Genomic DNA, 17,842 nt, shown 5'->3' on the forward strand with positions numbered 1-17,842 from the left:
TCATATCATCTTGGGGTGGCTGGCACGACTCTTGCCGTCTCCCCGGCTCCTACTCTGGCATGGAGCCTGATCGTGCGTGATCGGAAACTAACCGGCCCTTGGGCCGGTTTTTCGTTTAAGGATGGCCGACTGGTCACCCCCGAGCGCCGCGAGCTGGAGGCGCAGGACCTGGCCTGGCTATCACTCACTGCTGCACAAGCGCAGGAATGGCTGCGGCCGATGGAAACCCGTGGAGTGCCGGCGAATCGGGACGTTCTAGCCAAGAACCAACGGCGTTCGCCCAGAGTGATGGCTGGGCCCGACGCCGAGCCGGCAGCAGCGGTCCTGCCTATACCTGGGCCGAGATCTCGCCAGCGCGTGTGAGGTGCTTCCGTAGGGGGCGCTCCCCTGCACCCGGCGTGATGCGTCACGGTAATCACTTACAAGCCCGCCAGACCATATCGTCCATACGCCTGCCAACATCAAACGGGCGGTTGGTACCGTAGGCCCTGAAAACGCGCTCACGCTCCGCACGTGCGGCCTCGCAGGCGTTGGCATCCCTGTACTGAGAGATATGGTGCAACTGCCCGCCACCGCCGCCGTTTCTGTAAACAGGTGCTGGGCGCGGCGCCGGCCGAGGCGCGACGGAAGCCGAGTTCTGCTGCCGGATCATGTCCAAGCGCCGCTCATTGGCTGCCGATTCCGCGGATCGTGGCGCGACATCTACATTCCACGTCTTGGCGGCTTCACCGCTGGCGCATGGCATTGACTGGTACTCGACGCCGCCCTTGGTGACGCACTTGTAAATCTGCTGGGCGCCTAATGGCGCAGCCATCACACACAGCAGCACTGCTGCCGCAATCCTTGTGACCATGACTTCCCCCTGTAGCTGGCCCGAAGCTTACCCCCTTCGCCTTAGGGTTGGCGAGTAAGGGCGGGGTCACAGCTTTGTGGGGATCGCTGGCGTGGTCATGTGGCTGCTCCTCTGGAACGACGGCGTCTCCGAGAAGCTGCCGAGCGCCCTATCCCCACGAGCGGTGGCGCTCCCGTTTCCGTTCCGGCTGCGCCGTTAGCCGTTGTTGTACGCATCATAGAAGCCGCCGATGAAATTGTTCAGATGCTCTGCGAGATCACCCGCATTCTGTCGAATTTCTTCAAGCGTAATGACAGAGATTGCCACGGATCACACTCCTTGTTGAATCTGGCCAGAGAGAAGGGATGACACACATGCGTGCAGCACCTCCACCCGAGACGGGGCAATCCTGCAAGTATTCTTCGTACAGCGGCACGCCCGGGCTTGGGAACCGATCGGACAATCACCGCCCCGCGCTCATCGCTCGGGAGGTTTGGGGAAGAGCAGCTTGGGAGTTCCGACAATCAGCAGCCATGCGCCCATGGCCGCCCCGTAGGCAAGGATCGTCCCCACAAAGAATGTGCCCAAGAGGCTGCCGGTGAACAGCTGATACAGTCCTTTGCCGCGGTCTGCAGCGCCGGCTCCAACAGTCAGCACGATTGCCGGCAGCAGAACCATTCCGCTGCAGAGGATCAGGGAGAATGCGCCTAGCAGCCAGCGCTTGGCCAGCGGATTCCATGGCATGGGATAGCCTGCAAGCAGTCGCCTGATCCAAAGGAACAACACTGGAATGGCGATCAAGTACATCAAAGCCACATACAACCAGGTTCGAACATCGGTGCTGCCGCCGTCGAACATGGCATGTGGGTATGCCCCTGTGCGATACAGCGCTTCGGCGATTGCCGTCAGAGCCGCGCTAATGCCCATCGCGGGCCAGAACAGACGCGAGACCTTGCCCCACCGCGCGTTGCGTTGCTGCTGCTCATCGTTGATGCCAGACATGAAAGCCTTCTTGGGAGGATGTGTCATGAGATGCCCAGGGCACTCCCGGGCTGTCACGGATTCGGCCAGGGAATGGCATGAGCGGCTGCTGCTAGCGTTCTCGCATCGCCTCGCCTGCGAGCCAAGAATCAACAGCGGAAGGAACGACCAGCGCAGCCACCAAGCATGCTTCATGCAGCATCCTTCATCGTCAAAGACAAGAACGGTTGGATGCGGCAACCGGCGGTTGGGTTTGAAGGCGGCTCTGCGTCGACTCACGAACGATCGCAATGAACACTTTCAGCGGCGCAGGTACCTGGCGATAGCTGGCGCAGCAAATGCAGCGATGGGACGTAAGCTATTTTCCTTCGACATCGACCGTGACGCGTCACGATAATTGGAGGTGGATCGGGCCAGATCACCTCCTCTCCACGATCTGCAACGCAGTTTCGCAGGCCCCGGGCGTCCGGAAACTATCGCGAAGCGGTTGATCCCCGTACCACGCAGCGACCAGTCATCACCAGCCGGCGCACCGGCATCTCCGGTGCACGCAGGCGCTCCAGCAGCAGCGACATCGCGGCTCGCCCCATCTCCTCCACCGGTTGCTCGACGACGGTGATGCCCGGTTCAACCAGCTCGGTCCAGCGCTCGTTGTCGAACCCCGCCAGCGCCAGCGCGCCTGGAATCGCCAGTCCTGCGCTGCGTGCCGCTTTCAGTGCTCCCATCAGCAGCAGGCTGTTGCTGGTAACCAGCGCCTCGGGCCTCGAGGGCCCAGCCAGCCACTTTCCGGCGGTGCTGATGGCGGCCTCGGCCGTGGGTTCGACTTCCCGGTAGTCCGGTTCAAGCCCATGCCTGCGCATGGCCGCGAGATAGCCATCACGACGTTCGGCCGCAGTGGTGCTGGTACTGCCGAACAGGCCGCCGATGCGCCGATAGCCGCGTTCAACCAGATGCTCGACCAGGCCGGCCATGGCCGCCGGATTGTCCAGCACCACGCTGTCGATCGCCCCGCCCGGCGCGGCGCGGTCGACCAGTACCGTCGGATAGTCCAGCGCGAGCCGTTCCAGCCGCCCCACCGTGGTTCGGGTCGGCGCGAAGATCAGCCCGCTGATGCGCTCCTCGTGCATCAACTGCAGGTACAGTGCCTCGCGCTCGGGGTCCTCGTCGGTGTTGCACAGGGTGACGCGCAGGCCCTCGCGATAGGCGACCTCCTCCACCGCGCGGATCAGCGCGGTAAAGAAAGGGTTGCGGATATCCGCCACGACCAGCCCGATGATGCCGGTATGCCGGGAGCGCAGGCGCCTGGCCTGCAGGTTCGGGCGATAGCCGGTCTGGCGGATGGCGGCCTCGACCCGGCTGCGCACCTCTCCACTGACCGGGCCGCCACCCAGCACGCGCGACACCGTGGATTTGGAGACGCCCGCCACGCGCGCCACGTCGTTGATGCTGATGCTCATTGGATTGGAAACGTTCCCGGTCAACTGTGCTGGCCGCAGCTCGACGGCCGTTCAGGACAATGCTAACGCCAAAGTACTATTGGCTTTTTGTGCAGTGCACATTGAAATGGACGCTGGGAACGTTCCCAATACGCCAGCACACCCTTCCCGGAGCCCGCCTTGTCTTCCCTCCCCGCCCCTGCTCCCGTCAGCCACGAACTGATCCGCCTCGGCGCACGGGCCCGTGACAAGGCAGATGCCATCGCCCAGGCCGCACAGATGCTGCTGGCCGCCGGCTGCGTTGCGCCGGGCTACGAAACCAGCATGGGCCGCCGTGAGCAGCTGGCGAACACCTTCCTCGGCCACGGTGTGGCGATCCCGCATGGGCTCGGCGAGGACCGCCATCTGGTGCGCCGCCATGGCATTGCCGTGCTGCAGTTGCCGGACGGTGTCGAATGGAATCCGGGCCAGGTGACGCGGCTGGTGGTCGGCATCGCCGCCCAGTCCGACACCCACATCACCCTGCTGCGCCGGCTCACCCGGCTCATCCAGGATGACGCCACGCTGCAGCGTCTGTTCACGACCGCCGAAGCGAGCGAGATCGTGACCGCGCTGGCCGGCGACGTCACCACCTTGGCCAACGATGTTCCAGCACAGGATCTGGCCGAGCATTTCGGCTGGACCATCGCCTACCCCAATGGCCTGCATGCGCGGCCTGCCACGCGCTGGGCCGAGACCGCCCGCGGTTTCAGCGCCCGAGCCCAGGTGCGCGCAGGCGACCAGGCGGCCGATGCCAAGAGCCTGGTCGCGCTGCTGCAGCTGGGTCTGCGTCATGGCGACCTGGTGAGTGTGTCTGCCGAAGGCGCGGATGCGCCCGCACTGCTGGCCGCACTGCGCAGGGTCATGGAGGGGTTGGTGGCTCAGGAAAAGGCCGATGCAGAACGTGCAGCACAGCGCAAGGCGGCGCCGGTCGCGGGCTGGAATCCACCGGAGGCACAGGCAGCGATCGTCGGCATTGGTGCCAGCCCCGGGTTGGCGATCGGCCGGATCCATGTGCTCGCCAGCAGGCAGACCAACGTCGCCGACCACCCCGCCCCGCTCGGGGAAGGCGGTGCACGCCTGCAGGACGCGCTCGGCCGCACCCGCCAGCAGCTGGCGGCACTGCAGGACGACACCCAGCGCCGGCTCGGCGCATCCGATGCGGCGATCTTCGGGGCCCAGGCCGCGCTGCTCGACGACACAGACCTGATCACCCGTACCTGTCAGCTGATGGTGGAAGGCCATGGCGTCGCGTGGTCATGGCACCAGGCCATCGAACAGATTGCCTCCGGGCTGGCGGCGCTGGGCAATCCGGTGCTCGCCGGGCGCGCAGCCGACCTGCGTGACGTGGGTCGGCGTGTGCTGGCACAGCTTGATCCGTCTGCGGCCGGCGGTGGTCTCGCCGACCTGCCCGCCTACCCCTGCATCCTGCTCGCGGCCGACCTGTCACCGTCAGACACCGCCAACCTCGACACCCGTCGCGTGCTCGGTCTGGCCACCGCACAGGGCGGGCCAACCTCACATACCGCGATCCTCTCGCGCACGCTCGGGTTGCCGGCGCTGGTTGCCGGTGGCGCGGATCTGCTGACGATTGAAGCGGGTGTGGAGGCCATCATCGACGGCAGCAGCGGGCGGCTCTATCTGTCTCCGTCCGATGCCGATCTCGCTTCGGCCCGCGCCTGGATCGCCGAGCAGCAGCACATCCGCGAACGCGAGGCCGCGCAACGCGCGCAGCCGGCGCAGACGACCGACGGCCACCGCATCGACATCGGTGCCAACGTCAACCTGCCCGAACAGGTGCCGTTGGCACTGGAACAGGGCGCCGAAGGCGTTGGCCTGATGCGGACCGAGTTCCTGTTCCTCGAGCGCGGCAGCACGCCCAGCGAGGATGAGCAGTACGCCACGTATCGGGCGATGGCCAGCGCCCTGGATGGCCGCCCGCTGATCGTGCGCGCGCTCGACATCGGCGGCGACAAGCAGGTTGCGCACCTGGAGCTGCCGCATGAGGACAACCCGTTCCTCGGCGTGCGCGGCGCGCGCCTGCTGCTGCGCCGTCCCGATCTTCTGGAGCCGCAGCTGCGGGCGCTGTATCGCGCGGCGAAGGACGGTGCGCGCCTGTCGATCATGTTCCCGATGATCACGTCCGTACCGGAACTGATCGCGCTGCGTGCCATCTGCGAACGGTTGCGCATCGGGCTGGAGGCGCCCGAAGTGCCGATCGGCATCATGATCGAAGTGCCCGCAGCCGCAGCCCAGAGCGATGTGCTGGCGCGCCATGCCGATTTCTTCTCGATCGGCACCAATGACCTGACCCAGTACGTGCTGGCGATCGATCGCCAGAATCCGGAACTTGCCGTCGAGGCCGACAGCCTGCATCCCGCCGTGCTGCGCGCGATCCGCGCCACGGTCGACGGTGCACGCACGCATGGGCGCTGGGTCGGCGTCTGCGGTGGCCTGGCTGGCGACCCGTTCGGCGCCATGCTGCTGGCCGGTCTCGGCGTGGACGAGCTGTCGATGACCCCGAACGATATTCCGGCGGTTAAGGCCCGCCTGCGCAGTACCCGGTTGGCCGATCTGCAGGCGCTGGCCGGCAAGGCACTGGACTGCGAAACCACCGAACAGGTGCGTGCCCTTGAGGGAGCGCGCGCATGACCCCCCGCGCCGTCACCGTCACCCTGAACCCGGCGATCGACCAGACCGTGCGCCTGGCGGGCCTGCAGCCGGGGCATGTGCATCGTGCCTTCAGCAGCCGCGACGACGCGGGGGGCAAGGGCATCAATGTTGCCGCCTGCCTGGCCGACTGGGGCGTGCCGACAGCCGCACTGGGTGTGATCGGCGAGGACAACCCGGGCGTGTTCAGTGCGCTGTTCTCGGCGCGCGGCATCACCGACGGCTGCCTGCGCGTGCCGGGCAGGACCCGCACCAACATCAAGCTTGTGGATGAGACCCACGGCGAGACCACTGATATCAACCTGCCCGGCCTGCCCTTGAACGGCGCCGATCTGGATGCGGTGTGCCGACGACTCGCCGCCGTGCTCCAGCCACAGCTGCCGGTGGTGTTGTCCGGCAGCCTGCCCTCCGGCCTGCCGGCCGATTCATGGACGCGACTGCAGGCGCAGGCGGGCGGCGCGGGCGCGCGGGTACTGCTCGACACCAGCGGCGATGCGCTCGCCGCCGCCCTGAGCAGCGCACACGCGTCAGTGCCCTATGCGGTCAAGCCCAACCGCCACGAACTGGAGTCGTGGGCCGGAACGCCGCTGCCGGATCGGAGCGCCCTGCGCGCTGCCGGCCTGCGCCTGCTTGAACGCGGGGTTGCGCTGGTGGTGATTTCGATTGGCGTCGACGGCGCGCTGTTCATGGATCGCAACGGCGCCCTGATCGCGCGTCCCCCGCGTCTGTCGCAGGGCAGCACGGTCGGTGCGGGCGACGCCATGGTGGCCGGTATCTCCGCCGCACTGCTTGAGCCGGCCTTCGACCTGGCCAGCTGCGCGCGCCTGGCAACGGCCTTTTCGATGAGTCGCCTGCACAGCGGCGACGCGCGACGGCTGGATCCGGCGCAGGTCCGCGGGTGGACGGACGATGTACTGATCGAACGATTGGATTGAAACCCTGCAGGCGGCGCTGCAGGCCCCACGGCCCGCCCCAGCGCCTCACGCAGAACAGAACCCGAAGAATTCCAGGAGTTCCCATGCACCCTTTCCCCGTCATCATCGCCGCTGGCGCGCGCAGCATCGAGGCCGTTCTCGCTGCCGAAGCGCTGCGCCGCGCCGCCCGCCAGCGTGGCCTCGAACTGGTGATCGAGATCCGCAGCGAACAGGGCGTGACCGGCGCACTTGATGCCGCACACGCCACCGCGACGACGCTCCTGCTGGTGGGCGACGGCGAGGCCGATCTGACCCGCTTCGACACTGCGACGGTGGTGCGCGCCGGCCTCGGCGAAGTGCTGGACGATCCACTCGCTGCATTGGCATCACTGGAAACTGCTGTGCCCAAGGCCGATGCGGCGGACCCTCGCAAGCGCATCGTCGCTGTCACCTCCTGCCCGACCGGCATCGCCCACACGTTCATGGCGGCCGAAGGCCTGCAGCAGGCCGGCAAGGCGCTTGGTCACGCAATCCGGGTCGAAACGCAGGGCTCGGTCGGTGCGCAGGATGCGTTGAGCGACGAGGAAATCGCTGCCGCCGACCTGGTGCTGATCGCCGCAGACCGTGAAGTGGATCTGTCACGCTTCGCCGGCAAGCGCCTGTTCAAGAGTGGCACCAAGCCCGCGATCAACGATGGCCAGAACCTGCTCCGCAAGGCGCTGGCCGAGGCCAATGTCCACGCCGGCGCGTCTGCTCCGGGCCGCGCACCCGAGAAGAGCAAGGGCACCGGCCCCTACAAGCACCTGATGACCGGCGTATCGTTCATGCTGCCGTTCGTGACCGCAGGTGGCCTGCTGATCGCGTTGGCATTCGCCCTCGGCGGCATCTATGCCTTCGACGATGCACACAAGGGCACGCTGGCCTGGTCCCTGTTCCAGATCGGCGCCAAGGCCGGCTTCACCTTGATGGTGCCGGCACTTGCCGGCTACATCGCCTACTCCATCGCCGACCGCCCTGGCATCGCGCCCGGCATGATCGGCGGGCTGGTCGCGGTCAACATGGACGCGGGCTTCATCGGCGGCATCCTGGCCGGCTTCATTGCCGGCTATGGCGTGCACTGGATCAACCGAGCGCTGCGCCTGCCGCGCAGCCTGGAGGGCCTCAAGCCGGTATTGATCCTGCCGGTGCTGGGCACCCTGCTGGTGGGCCTGTTGATGATGTACGTGATCGGCACGCCGGTCGCAGGGCTGCTGGCCTGGCTGACCGAATGGCTGCGCGGCATGCAGGGCAGCAGCGCGATCCTGCTCGGTCTGCTGCTGGGCGGAATGATGGCGGTGGACATGGGCGGCCCGGTCAACAAGGCTTCCTATGCGTTCTCCACTGCATTGATCTCCAGCCAGGTCTACACGCCGATGGCAGCGACGATGATCGGCGGCATGACGCCGCCATTGGGCATCGCATTGGCGACGTGGTTGTTCAGCAACCGCTTCACGGCCGAGGAACGCGGCACTGCCGGAGCCGCCGGCGTGCTCGGTCTCAGTTTCGTCACTGAAGGTGCGATCCCCTACGCCGCGCGCGATCCGCTGCGCACCATTCCGGCGCTGATCCTTGGCTCGGCCGTGGCCGGCGCGATCTCGATGGCCGCCGGTGTCGAACTGAAGGTCCCCCATGGTGGCGTGTTCGTGCTGCCGATCCCGAACGCGGTCACCCATCTGGGCGTCTACCTGCTGGCGCTGCTGGCCGGCGTCACCGTGACGGCGCTCGCGCTGCGTCTCCTCAAGAAGCCGGTCACCGCCGCGGCCTGACCGTTCTCCCTGCCTCGATCACTCGGCTGTCCCGGCTCTCCGGGGCGGCGTCGTTGCCCATCTACAGGACTTCCGCCCATGCCCCGCTCCTCCCGCCGCCTGCTGCTGGCCGCACTCCTGCTGACGCTGCCCTCGCTGGCCGCGGCCGCCGACCGGGGCGAGGTCGTTTCACCCAAGCTTTCCTACACCGGCGAAGCCGCGGCCACGCTCGACGGCGGCAAGAACAGCGGCACCGCCTACGCCGGCCAGCTGATGTTCGGCGCGGACGTGAACCTGGAGGCCGCGTTCGGGTGGCAGGGGGCAACGATCAAGGCCTACGGCATCAACCGCCATGGCACCAACCTGGCTGCCAGCAGCACCGGCAACAGCACCTCGGTGCAGGAAATCTACGGTGGCCAGGGGACGCGTCTGGCCAATCTGACCCTCGAACAGAAACTGCTCGACGACCGCCTGGTGCTCGAAGCCGGACGCAGCGTCGCCAACATCCACTTCCTCGGCTCCGAACTGTGCCAGTACTTCCAGGGCAATTCGGCCTGCGGCAACCCGACCTACGTGTTCCGCACCAGCAACTTCACCTGGTGGCCGGTGTCGAGCTGGATGGCCGATGCCACCACCTGGTTGACGCCGGATGTCTATCTGCGCGTCGGCGCCTACCAGGTCGATCCGAGTCAGGCCGAAGACGGCCAGCATGGCCTGAAATGGAGCACGCACCAGGCCACCGGCTGGATCGTGCCGTACACGATCGGCTGGCGCAGCCCGGCTTCGGCGCGATTGCGGGCCCGGTATGAACTGGGTGGCTGGCAGGACAACTCGACCTATCGTGATCCGTTGCGCGACATCAACGGAATGCCCGCCGTGCTCACTGGCCAGGACTACGCGAACCGCCACGGTCGCTCCGGTGCATTTGCCCGTTTCGAGCAGCAGCTGACCGGTGATGGCAGCGGTCGCGGCCTGACGGTCTTCGGCGCCGTGCTCAAGGGCACCTCCGGCCAGTTGATCGAGGATCACTTTCTGCAGGCCGGCCTGGTGCAGAAAGGCACCTTCGCCCGCCGTCCACAGGACAGCATCGCCTTCGTTGTGACCCAGCAGAAGTACAGCGGCATCGCCCTGGAGAACCTGCGCCTGGCGCGAGCCGCAGCCGGTGGCAGCGGCACCCCGCATGGCAGCCAGGTGATGATGGAGCTGAGCTACGGCATCCAGCTCACCCCACAGCTGCGGATTGCGCCGAACCTGCACTACATCGTCCATCCCGACCAGTTCAACGAACCTGCGCGCCAGCGTGACCTGCCGGATGCGCTGATTGCAGGCCTGCGCATCGATTGGAGCCTGTGATGGCCCGTTCCGTCGCAGTTCCCGCCCTGCGCTGAACCGCGCCGCAGTTCAGGGGGCGTCCTGCTCCCAGACCAGCTCGAACGTCTGCGCCAGCTGCTGACCGGGCTGCAGCCGGCGCGGCGCAAGCGTGAAGCCATCAGGTGGCCCGCTCTGCGGTTCGACGCAGGTGGCGTGGGGGGCACCGTCGTAGACAACCCAGTGGTCGCCGTCCGATCGCAGCCGCAGGCGCTGCCCGCCGCGCACCAGCGCGATGTCACGATCACGGTCGGTGATGAAACAGTCATCCCATGGACCTGGCGTGGGCGGCACGCACGGCAGAACAGCAATACCCTCCTCGTCACGCGGGTACATCGCGCCAGGGTTGAACAGCAGCCGGTCCGGCTTGCGGAACCACGGGTGCCAGCCCAGTACTGCCGGCATGGCCTGCTGCGCAGCCTGCACCGAGAGGTGCAGCTGCAGGCAGTGTGCCTGCAGGCGTATGACCTGTCGGGCAACGCCACCGAAGGGCCAGTACCTGTCACGCGGCAGATCAAGCGTCAGCGTGGCGCTCGTCGCGTCGAGGCTGTCGATCTGCCAGGGCCTGGAGAAGCCGACCCCGTGAATGGCGTGCCCGCCGAAGTTGACCGGCAATTCATGGGGTGCACCGTCGAAGCTGAAGTGTCCACGACGAATGCGCCCAGCCCACGGCACCATCGGATAGCAGCCCCAGGCGATCGTCGCCGCTCCGCCCTCCTCTGCGTCCACCAGCCAGTCGACGCCCCGGTAACGCATCTGTGCCAGTCGACCCCCTGCCCCGGCCGCCAGCGCCACTTCGAGATCGCCCGCCCGCAGCCAGTGCAGCTCACCGGCCGGCAGCGGGGCGAGCGCGTCGTCCACCGACAGCCTGCGCTCATGCACCATAGGGGTCGATGGTCCGGATGCGGCCATCGGCCTCCATGTGCAGCGGCGTGCACTTGGCCGAGCGCAGATGCGTCACGCCGCCGGACATCAGCGCATCGTGGTAGAACAGATACCACTGTCCCTTGAAGCTGCAGATGGAGTGGTGCGTGGTCCAGCCCACTACGGGCGTCAGCAGTACGCCGGCATAGGTGAACGGGCCATAGGGGCTGTCGCCGATCGCATAACACAGCAGATGCGTGTTGCCCGTGGAATAGGACAGGTAGTACCGGCCCTGATACTTGTGCACCCACGGCCCTTCAAAGAAGCGGCGCGCATGATCGTCCGCGCGCAGCGGCTGGCCGTGCTCGTCCAGGATCTGCACTTCGCGCGTGGCTTCGGCCAGTTCGGTCATGCCGGCATCGAGCCGGCCCACCCTCGGCCCCAGCGCCGGCGCACTGCCTGTCGGCTCCTCGTGCGCGGTGTCGTACCGATTGTCACGATAGTGCTGCAGCTGTCCGCCCCAGATCCCACCGAAGTACAGATAGTGGCTGCCGTCCTCGTCCTCGAATACGGCCGGGTCGATCGAGTACGCGCCCTGCATCGGTTCGGGCCGGGGAATGAATGGTCCCTCCGGCCGTTCGCCGACCGCCACGCCGATGCGGAACAGGCCCTGCGCATCCTTGGCCGGGAAATAGAAGTAGTAGCGCCCGTCGCGGCAGGCGGCGTCGGGCGCCCACATCTGCTTGTGCGCCCACGGCACGTCGTCAAGGTGCAGCGCCTGGCCGCAATCGATGGCGTCGCCGTCGGGCGTGTCCATCCGCAGTACGTGGTAGTCCTGCATGCCGAAGTGCCCACCCTCGTCGTCGAACGGCTGGCCGCCGTCGATGTCGTGCGAGGGATAGATGTAGAGCCGTCCCTCGAAGACATGGGCCGACGGATCGGCGGTGTAGATATGGGTCACCAGCGGCTGCGAGATGGCGTGCCGGGTGAGCTGCGCGAGGCGGGCGTCGTCGGCCCGGCCGTCGTCGCCTGGAGAGAGGTCGATCATGGTCGTCATCGTTGGGTTACGCGGACGCGTCGGCCGTGCGGCGACGCAGTTGGAGGTCCTGTTCGATGCGGGCTTCCGCGCGCTTGTCGATTTCGTACGCGAACAGCAGCGCCACGGCGAGCAGGAAAGGAAGGGAACAGTAGACGCTTACGGTCAGGCGGATGCCCTCAACCACGCCCTCGGGCTGTGTCGCCATACCCGCCTGGTAGCCGTAGTGGGCAAGAATGCCGGCGACCAGGGCGCCTCCCACGCTGAGGCCGATCTTCAGGCCGCACAGCATCGCCGAGAAGATGATCGCGGTGGCCCGGCGATGGTTCTTCCATTCCGAGTAGTCGGCAACGTCGGCGATCATCGCCCACAGCAGCGGGATGGTGATGCCGTAGCAGAATCCATGCAGCATGAAGGCAGCAAAGGCCACGCCGACCGCCGTCGGCGGAAACAGGTAGAAGGCCAGCAGGAACAGGGTGGAGATGAACAGTGCGCCACCGAAGACGTCACGCTTGCCGAAGCGGTCTGCCAGCCGTCGCGACACGCCGATGCCCAGGATCATGCAGATGATTCCGCAGGCATTGAACAGGCTGAAGGCCGAGGTTGCCGCGTCCTTGGGCCAGCTGAAGCCGGCGAATCCGGCACTACCCAGACCTGCGTTCAGCGCGCCGATCAGGCCGTTGAATCCTGAGTTTTCCAGAAAGTCGACCAGCGCAGCGTCGCTCATGTAGTACTGGAAGTAGTAGATGTACGTGCCGCCCTTCAGCGCCAGGTTGATGAACACCAGGACGGTCAGGGCCAGCATCACCTGCCACGGCCGGTTGTGCAGCAGGTCAGACAGATCCTGCAGCACGCCTCCGGTCTGCTCGCGGGTGGGGACGATGCGCTCGCGCGTGGTGGCGAAGGTGATCAGGAAGAACACCGTCCCGACGATGGCGAACACGGTCATCACCTGTTCGAAGCCACGCACGCGGTCACCGTCACCCAGGATCAGCACCAGCGGCATCAGCAGGACCTGGATGATGAACTGCGCGATCATCACGGCCACGAAACGATAGGCCGACAGGCTGTTGCGCTGTGCCATGCTGCCGGTCAGCACACCACTCAGTGCGGAGTACGGCAGATTGTTCGCTGCATAGACGAAGACCAGCAGAGCGTAGGTGCCCAGCGCATAGATGACCTTGCCCCGCGCGCCCAGTTCTGGCGTGCTGAACGCCAGCAGCGACAGCACGCCGAACGGGATCGCCGTCCACAGGATCCACGGACGGAACCGCCCCCACCGCGTCGAGGTGCGGTCTGCGGCGATGCCGATCAGCGGGGTGAAAACGAACGCGCCGAGCATGCCGACCACGAAGATGATCGTAGCCGCCGTTGCCGGCGGCAGCCGGTAGACATCGGTGTAGAAGAACGCCAGATAGGTGATCAGGGTCTGGAAGATCAGGTTCGCCGCGAGATCGCCCAGGCTGTAGCCCAGCTTCTCGCGCACCGTGAGGGTGTGTTCAGTGCTTGCCATGCACGGCCTCCACCGAGAACCCGGCCCGCGCGCGGATATCGGCACTCGAGGCGCCGACCCGCACCTCGTAGGCCCCGGGTGGCACCGCATAGGCACCGCCCGCTTGGTCATAACGGCGCAGGTCCCGCGGTGCCTCAAGCGAGAACGTCACGGTGCGCCGTTCGCCGGCGGCGAGATGGACACGCTGGAAGCCACGCAGTTCCTGCACGGCCTCGTCGCTGCCGGCCTGCTGGCGTCGCACATAGAGCTGCACGACCTCGTCACCGCTGCGTGTGCCGGTGTTGGTCACGTCCACGTGCACACCCAGCCGGCCATCGGCATTGATCCTGTCCGCATCAATGCGCAGTGCTGCGTAATCGAAGCGGGTGTACGAGAGCCCGTGGCCAAACGGATACAGGGGGGTGCCGCGGAAGTACCGGTAGGTACGGCCCTCCATGCTGTAGTCGTCGAACGCTGGCAGCGCTTCACCGGCCTTGTAGAAGGTCACCGGCAGACGACCTGCGGGGTTGACGTCGCCGAACAGCGCCTGGCCCACGGCAGTGCCGCCGCGCTGCCCCGGGTACCAGCTCATCAGGATCGCCGGCAGATGGTCCTGGGCCCAGTCAACGGCCATTGCCGATCCGCCGGTCAGAACCATCACCACCGGCTTGCCGGTGGCATGCAGTGCCTCCAGCAGGGTGCGCTGGGGTGCCGGCAGCCGCAGATCGGTCCGGTCCCCGCCCGCGAAGCCCGGATAGTTGACGGTCATCTCCTCGCCCTCGACGTCGCCGGTCAGGCCGCCGACAAACACCACGACATCGGCGTCGCGGGCCGCATCAAGGGCTTCGTCGAAGGGTGCCTTGGCGCCCGGCATGCGCCAGCCCAGCCGCACGCCCGCATCGCGCTCGTCGTCGTAGTACTCCAGTTTCAGCTCATAGGCGCGGCCCGCCTGCAGATCGACGTCGATACCTTCGGCGTGCAGACGATCCGTGTTCACCCAGTGGTCCAGCACGCGCTTGCCGTCCAGATACAGGCGGAAGCCGTCGTCGCCGGCCACCTCCAGCCGATAGCGCCCGGATACCGGCGGCAGCAGCTGTCCGGTCCAGCGGATGCTGAAACCATCGCTGGGAATGCCCTGCCCCGGCGCCGCCTCGCCACGGGCAAGCAGATTGTCGGTTGGCGAGCCGCGGTCCCAGCGGAAGCCGATCTGCGCGTCGGTGCGGACCAGTGCCGGCGTGCCCGACAGGTCGGCCGTGCGGAAGTACTCGCCACGCAGGCCACGCTCGGTCGACGCCGCCGACGGCCGCAGGAAGGTCGGCTCGATCAGCGGCGTCGCGCTGGGATCATCACGCCCCTCGACCAGGTCCACGCCACGGGCGTAGCGCACGTCGATACCCTTCGCCGCATCGCGGATACCCTGCAGTATCGTGACCGGCGCGGCCGGTGTGCCGAAGTAGTTGCCGAGCAGCGCCATGGTGTCGTCAGCCGTGGGACCGACCACGGCAATGCGCTTGAGGTCACGCGACAACGGCAGTACCCCCTCGTTCTTCAGCAGGACCAGCGATTCCTGGGCGGCCTTCAGCGCCAGGGTGTCGTGCGCGGGCGCCTGGTTGACCGAGGCGGGAATCCGCGCCCAACGCACCCGCTCCGGTGGATCGAACATGCCCAGGCGCATCCGTGCGGCGAACAGGCGTGTCACCGCGTCGTCGATCTCCGCTTCGGTGATCAGGCCCTGGCGCACGGCTGCGGGCAGCGTGGCGTACTCCTGTCCGCACTCCAGCTCGGTGCCATTCCTGACCGCCAGCGCTGCGGCGGCTTCACGGGTGGCAACGATCCGGTGATGTTTCCAGATATCGACGATCGCCCAGCAGTCCGAGACGACGTAGCCCTTGAAGCCCCAGTCACGCCGCAGCACGTCGCGCAGCAGGAACCGGCTGGCACTGGCTGACTCGCCATACACCCGGTTGTATGCGCCCATCACCGCATCGACATCGCCCTCCTTCACCAGCGCCTCGAACGCCGGCAGGTAGGTGTCGTACAGGTCGCGCCGGCTGGGCCGCGCGTCGAAGTGGTGACGGTCGGCCTCCGGCCCGCTGTGCACGGCCAGATGCTTGGCCGTGGCATCGAGCTTGCGGTACACCGGGTCATCGCCCTGCAGGCCACGTACGAAGGCGACGCCCATGCGGGCAGTCAGGTAGGGATCCTCGCCGTAGGTTTCCTGGCCACGGCCCCAGCGCGGGTCACGGAAGATATTGACGTTCGGGGACCAGAACGTGAGCCCCTGGTAACGCCCGTGTGAGCCCTCGCGGAGAAACTGGTGATGCTTGGCACGGGCCTCGTCGCTGATGGTCGTCGCCACCTCGCCCATCAGCGGCACGTCGAACGTTGCCGCCAGGCCGATGGCCTGTGGAAAGACAGTGGCCTGCCCTGCCCGCGCCACGCCATGCAGTCCCTCGTTCCACCAGTCGTAGGCCGGCACGCCGAGGCGCTCGATCGCCGGCGCGGCATTCTGCATCTGCGCGGCTTTCTCCTCCAGCGTCATCTGTGCGACCAGCGATGCGGCCCGCTGCTCGAAGCTGGCCGACGCATCCAGCCATGGCCGCGGTGCAGCGGCCGACGCGGCGGTCGCCACGCACAGCAGCGCAGCATAGAGCGCCCGCCGGCCATTCCGCGTGCCGCGGTGGACAGCGTCTTTGGACGAAGTCGATATCATCACTTGCTCCTCCCGGCGCGCTCATCGCGCGCGAATGGTCCCAGCAGTGCGCCTACGAAGCCGCCTGCGCGATCAGTACTCAGAACCGTGCCATCCACATCCCCTGCCAGCGTCTGCCAGCCCTGCCCGTCACCGGTATCGAACGAGAACGCGTAGTCGGCCTCATCCCCGGCGATCTTCAGACGCAGGACCGCGGATGCGGGGACCTCGCGGCTGGCCAGCGTTCGCGTGCTGCCGCTGCCGTCGCGACCCTCGAGGAAGACCGACAGACGATCACCGCGCACGCTGCGGACGCCAAGGAAGTACCAGTAGGCCTCGCTCTGGAATGCAGCCAGGCCCGCCGCGACACCGATGGCCGGACGGGACATCTCGGTACTCGCCTCGAAGCGCAGATGCTGCTGGCGGCGACCGAGGAACGCCGGATTGCGCAGCGTGTCCAGATTCTCCGCAAGCGGGTGCACGGCCAGCATGCCCGGCCGGTCACCCAGGTCGGCCCAGGCCTGCTTGGGCACCCGAACGCGCAGCCAGTGGGCGGCAAGCGTCGGCCCATCAAAGGTGTCGCGGTCGACGAAGTTGCCGGTCAGCGGCGCCTGGGACGCCTGCCCCTGCATCCAGGACGGTGCCTTGACCACATAGGGAATGGCCTGGTCGGTCGGCAGGATCTGCGGCCAGCCATCCTGCCAACGGACCGGCAGCAGATAGGTTTCGCGCCCGGTGTTGTAGTGCCGCTTCTGGTAGTTGCGGCTGGCAAGGAACACTGCCCACCACGAGCCGTCCGGGCCCTCGATCAGATCGGCGTGCCCTGCATTGGTGATCGGCAGCGGCCGGTCGTCCGGCAGCTCGCGCTGGGTCAGGATGGGATTGCCCGGATAGGGGATGTACGGCCCCCACACATCACGGCTGCGCAGCACCACCTGCGAATGCTGCGGCCCTGTGCCGCCTTCGGCGTCGGACAGGTAGTACCAACCCTCACGCTTGTAGATGTGCGGCCCTTCGATCCAGATGGGGTTCTTCGCCGGCTCCACGCCACCATCGACCAGCACCCTGCGCGGGCCGACCGGCTTGAAGGCCGACAGATCGATCTGCTGCATCCAGATGGCGCGGTGGCCGTCGTAGCGCGCCGGACCAGGCGGCACATCGTTGTTGATCAGATAGACCTTGCCATCGTCGTCGAAGAACAGTGACGGATCGATGCCATCGATGCTGGGCAACCAGTGCGGATCGGACCACGGTCCCGCCGGATCCCGCGCGGTGGCAATGAAATTGCCACCACTGTCGGTCGCGGTGGTGACGACGTAGAAGGTTCCCTCGTGGAACTCGATGGTGGGCGCGAAGATGCCGCGGGAGACGCTCAGACCGTCGAAATCCAGCTGTGTCGGACGGTCGATCACGTTGCCGATCTGCTTCCAGTGGACAAGGTCGACGCTCTCGAACACCGGAATGCCCGGGTAGTAGGTGAAGCTGGAGTTCACCAGATAGAACTTCCCGTTCGCGCCCACGATGCTCGGATCGGCGTGGAAGCCGGCCAGGATCGGGTTGCGGTAGTGGCCCGCCGGCAGCGGCGCCTCAAACGCGGTGTCATGACCGCGGTACTCGAACCAGTCGAAGTACACCGGCGGCGCGGCCTCTGGCGAGGCGGCATGGGCGGTCGCCGCCGACAGCGCGAACATCGCTGCCAGCATCCGGCGCGCCAGTGACACCCGGGCGCGCCGG

General features: G+C 66.9%; 12 protein-coding genes. 4 read left to right on the forward strand and 8 right to left on the reverse strand.

Annotated features, from left to right (window positions below; genetic code table 11):
* Positions 1-415: 415 nt before the first annotated feature.
* From AC5P76_RS09900 to AC5P76_RS09910, 3 genes are all read right to left on the reverse strand, one after another.
* Positions 416-853: a DUF4124 domain-containing protein gene (locus tag AC5P76_RS09900; RefSeq protein ID WP_429001204.1), complete on the reverse strand. Its 438-nt coding sequence runs from the start codon at positions 851-853 to the stop codon at positions 416-418.
* Between the two features lie 456 nt (positions 854-1,309).
* Positions 1,310-1,834 carry a transporter gene (locus AC5P76_RS09905; protein ID WP_495222734.1) on the reverse strand — a complete coding sequence of 175 codons (525 nt, stop codon included), beginning with the start codon at positions 1,832-1,834 and terminating at the stop codon, positions 1,310-1,312.
* Between the two features lie 452 nt (positions 1,835-2,286).
* On the reverse strand, positions 2,287-3,270 hold the full coding sequence (locus tag AC5P76_RS09910) for a LacI family DNA-binding transcriptional regulator (RefSeq protein ID WP_253118476.1): 984 nt from the start codon (positions 3,268-3,270) through the stop codon (positions 2,287-2,289).
* 159 nt (positions 3,271-3,429) lie between these two features.
* On the opposite strand from AC5P76_RS09910, the gene ptsP reads away from it, so the two are divergent.
* From ptsP to AC5P76_RS09930, 4 genes are all read left to right on the forward strand, one after another.
* The gene (ptsP, locus tag AC5P76_RS09915) at positions 3,430-5,940 is read left to right on the forward strand and encodes a phosphoenolpyruvate--protein phosphotransferase (protein ID WP_495222735.1); all 2,511 of its coding nucleotides are present in this window, start codon (positions 3,430-3,432) and stop codon (positions 5,938-5,940) included.
* Positions 5,937-6,893, forward strand: a complete 957-nt coding sequence (locus AC5P76_RS09920; RefSeq protein ID WP_111186963.1) for a 1-phosphofructokinase family hexose kinase — start codon at positions 5,937-5,939, stop codon at positions 6,891-6,893. The genes ptsP and AC5P76_RS09920 overlap by 4 nt, the downstream gene beginning before the upstream one ends.
* An 83-nt stretch (positions 6,894-6,976) precedes the next feature.
* Positions 6,977-8,677: a PTS fructose transporter subunit IIC gene (locus AC5P76_RS09925; RefSeq protein ID WP_053516393.1), complete on the forward strand. Its 1,701-nt coding sequence runs from the start codon at positions 6,977-6,979 to the stop codon at positions 8,675-8,677.
* Between the two features lie 78 nt (positions 8,678-8,755).
* Complete coding sequence (locus AC5P76_RS09930; protein ID WP_253118474.1) at positions 8,756-10,009, forward strand: carbohydrate porin; 1,254 nt, start codon at positions 8,756-8,758, stop codon at positions 10,007-10,009.
* Positions 10,010-10,057: 48 nt separating this feature from the next.
* Here the strand turns inward: AC5P76_RS09930 and AC5P76_RS09935 are convergent, their stop codons facing one another.
* Genes AC5P76_RS09935 through AC5P76_RS09955 form a run of 5 tightly spaced genes read right to left on the reverse strand, consistent with a single transcriptional unit; the run spans position 10,058 to position 17,811 of the window.
* The gene (locus AC5P76_RS09935; RefSeq protein WP_495222736.1) at positions 10,058-10,909 is read right to left on the reverse strand and encodes an aldose epimerase family protein; all 852 of its coding nucleotides are present in this window, start codon (positions 10,907-10,909) and stop codon (positions 10,058-10,060) included.
* Positions 10,899-11,936, reverse strand: a complete 1,038-nt coding sequence (locus tag AC5P76_RS09940; protein WP_253118472.1) for a glycoside hydrolase family 43 protein — start codon at positions 11,934-11,936, stop codon at positions 10,899-10,901. The genes AC5P76_RS09935 and AC5P76_RS09940 overlap by 11 nt, the downstream gene beginning before the upstream one ends.
* 16 nt (positions 11,937-11,952) lie before the next feature.
* Positions 11,953-13,437, reverse strand: coding sequence for an MFS transporter (locus AC5P76_RS09945; protein WP_253118471.1), 1,485 nt, complete (start codon positions 13,435-13,437; stop codon positions 11,953-11,955).
* Positions 13,424-16,129: a glycoside hydrolase family 3 protein gene (locus AC5P76_RS09950; RefSeq protein WP_253118470.1), complete on the reverse strand. Its 2,706-nt coding sequence runs from the start codon at positions 16,127-16,129 to the stop codon at positions 13,424-13,426. The genes AC5P76_RS09945 and AC5P76_RS09950 overlap by 14 nt, the downstream gene beginning before the upstream one ends.
* Complete coding sequence (locus tag AC5P76_RS09955) at positions 16,129-17,811, reverse strand: glycoside hydrolase family 43 protein (protein WP_253118612.1); 1,683 nt, start codon at positions 17,809-17,811, stop codon at positions 16,129-16,131. The genes AC5P76_RS09950 and AC5P76_RS09955 overlap by 1 nt, the downstream gene beginning before the upstream one ends.
* Positions 17,812-17,842 lie beyond the last annotated feature (31 nt).

It is taken from the genome of Stenotrophomonas sp. YJH_SMC_36 (assembly GCF_059369935.1).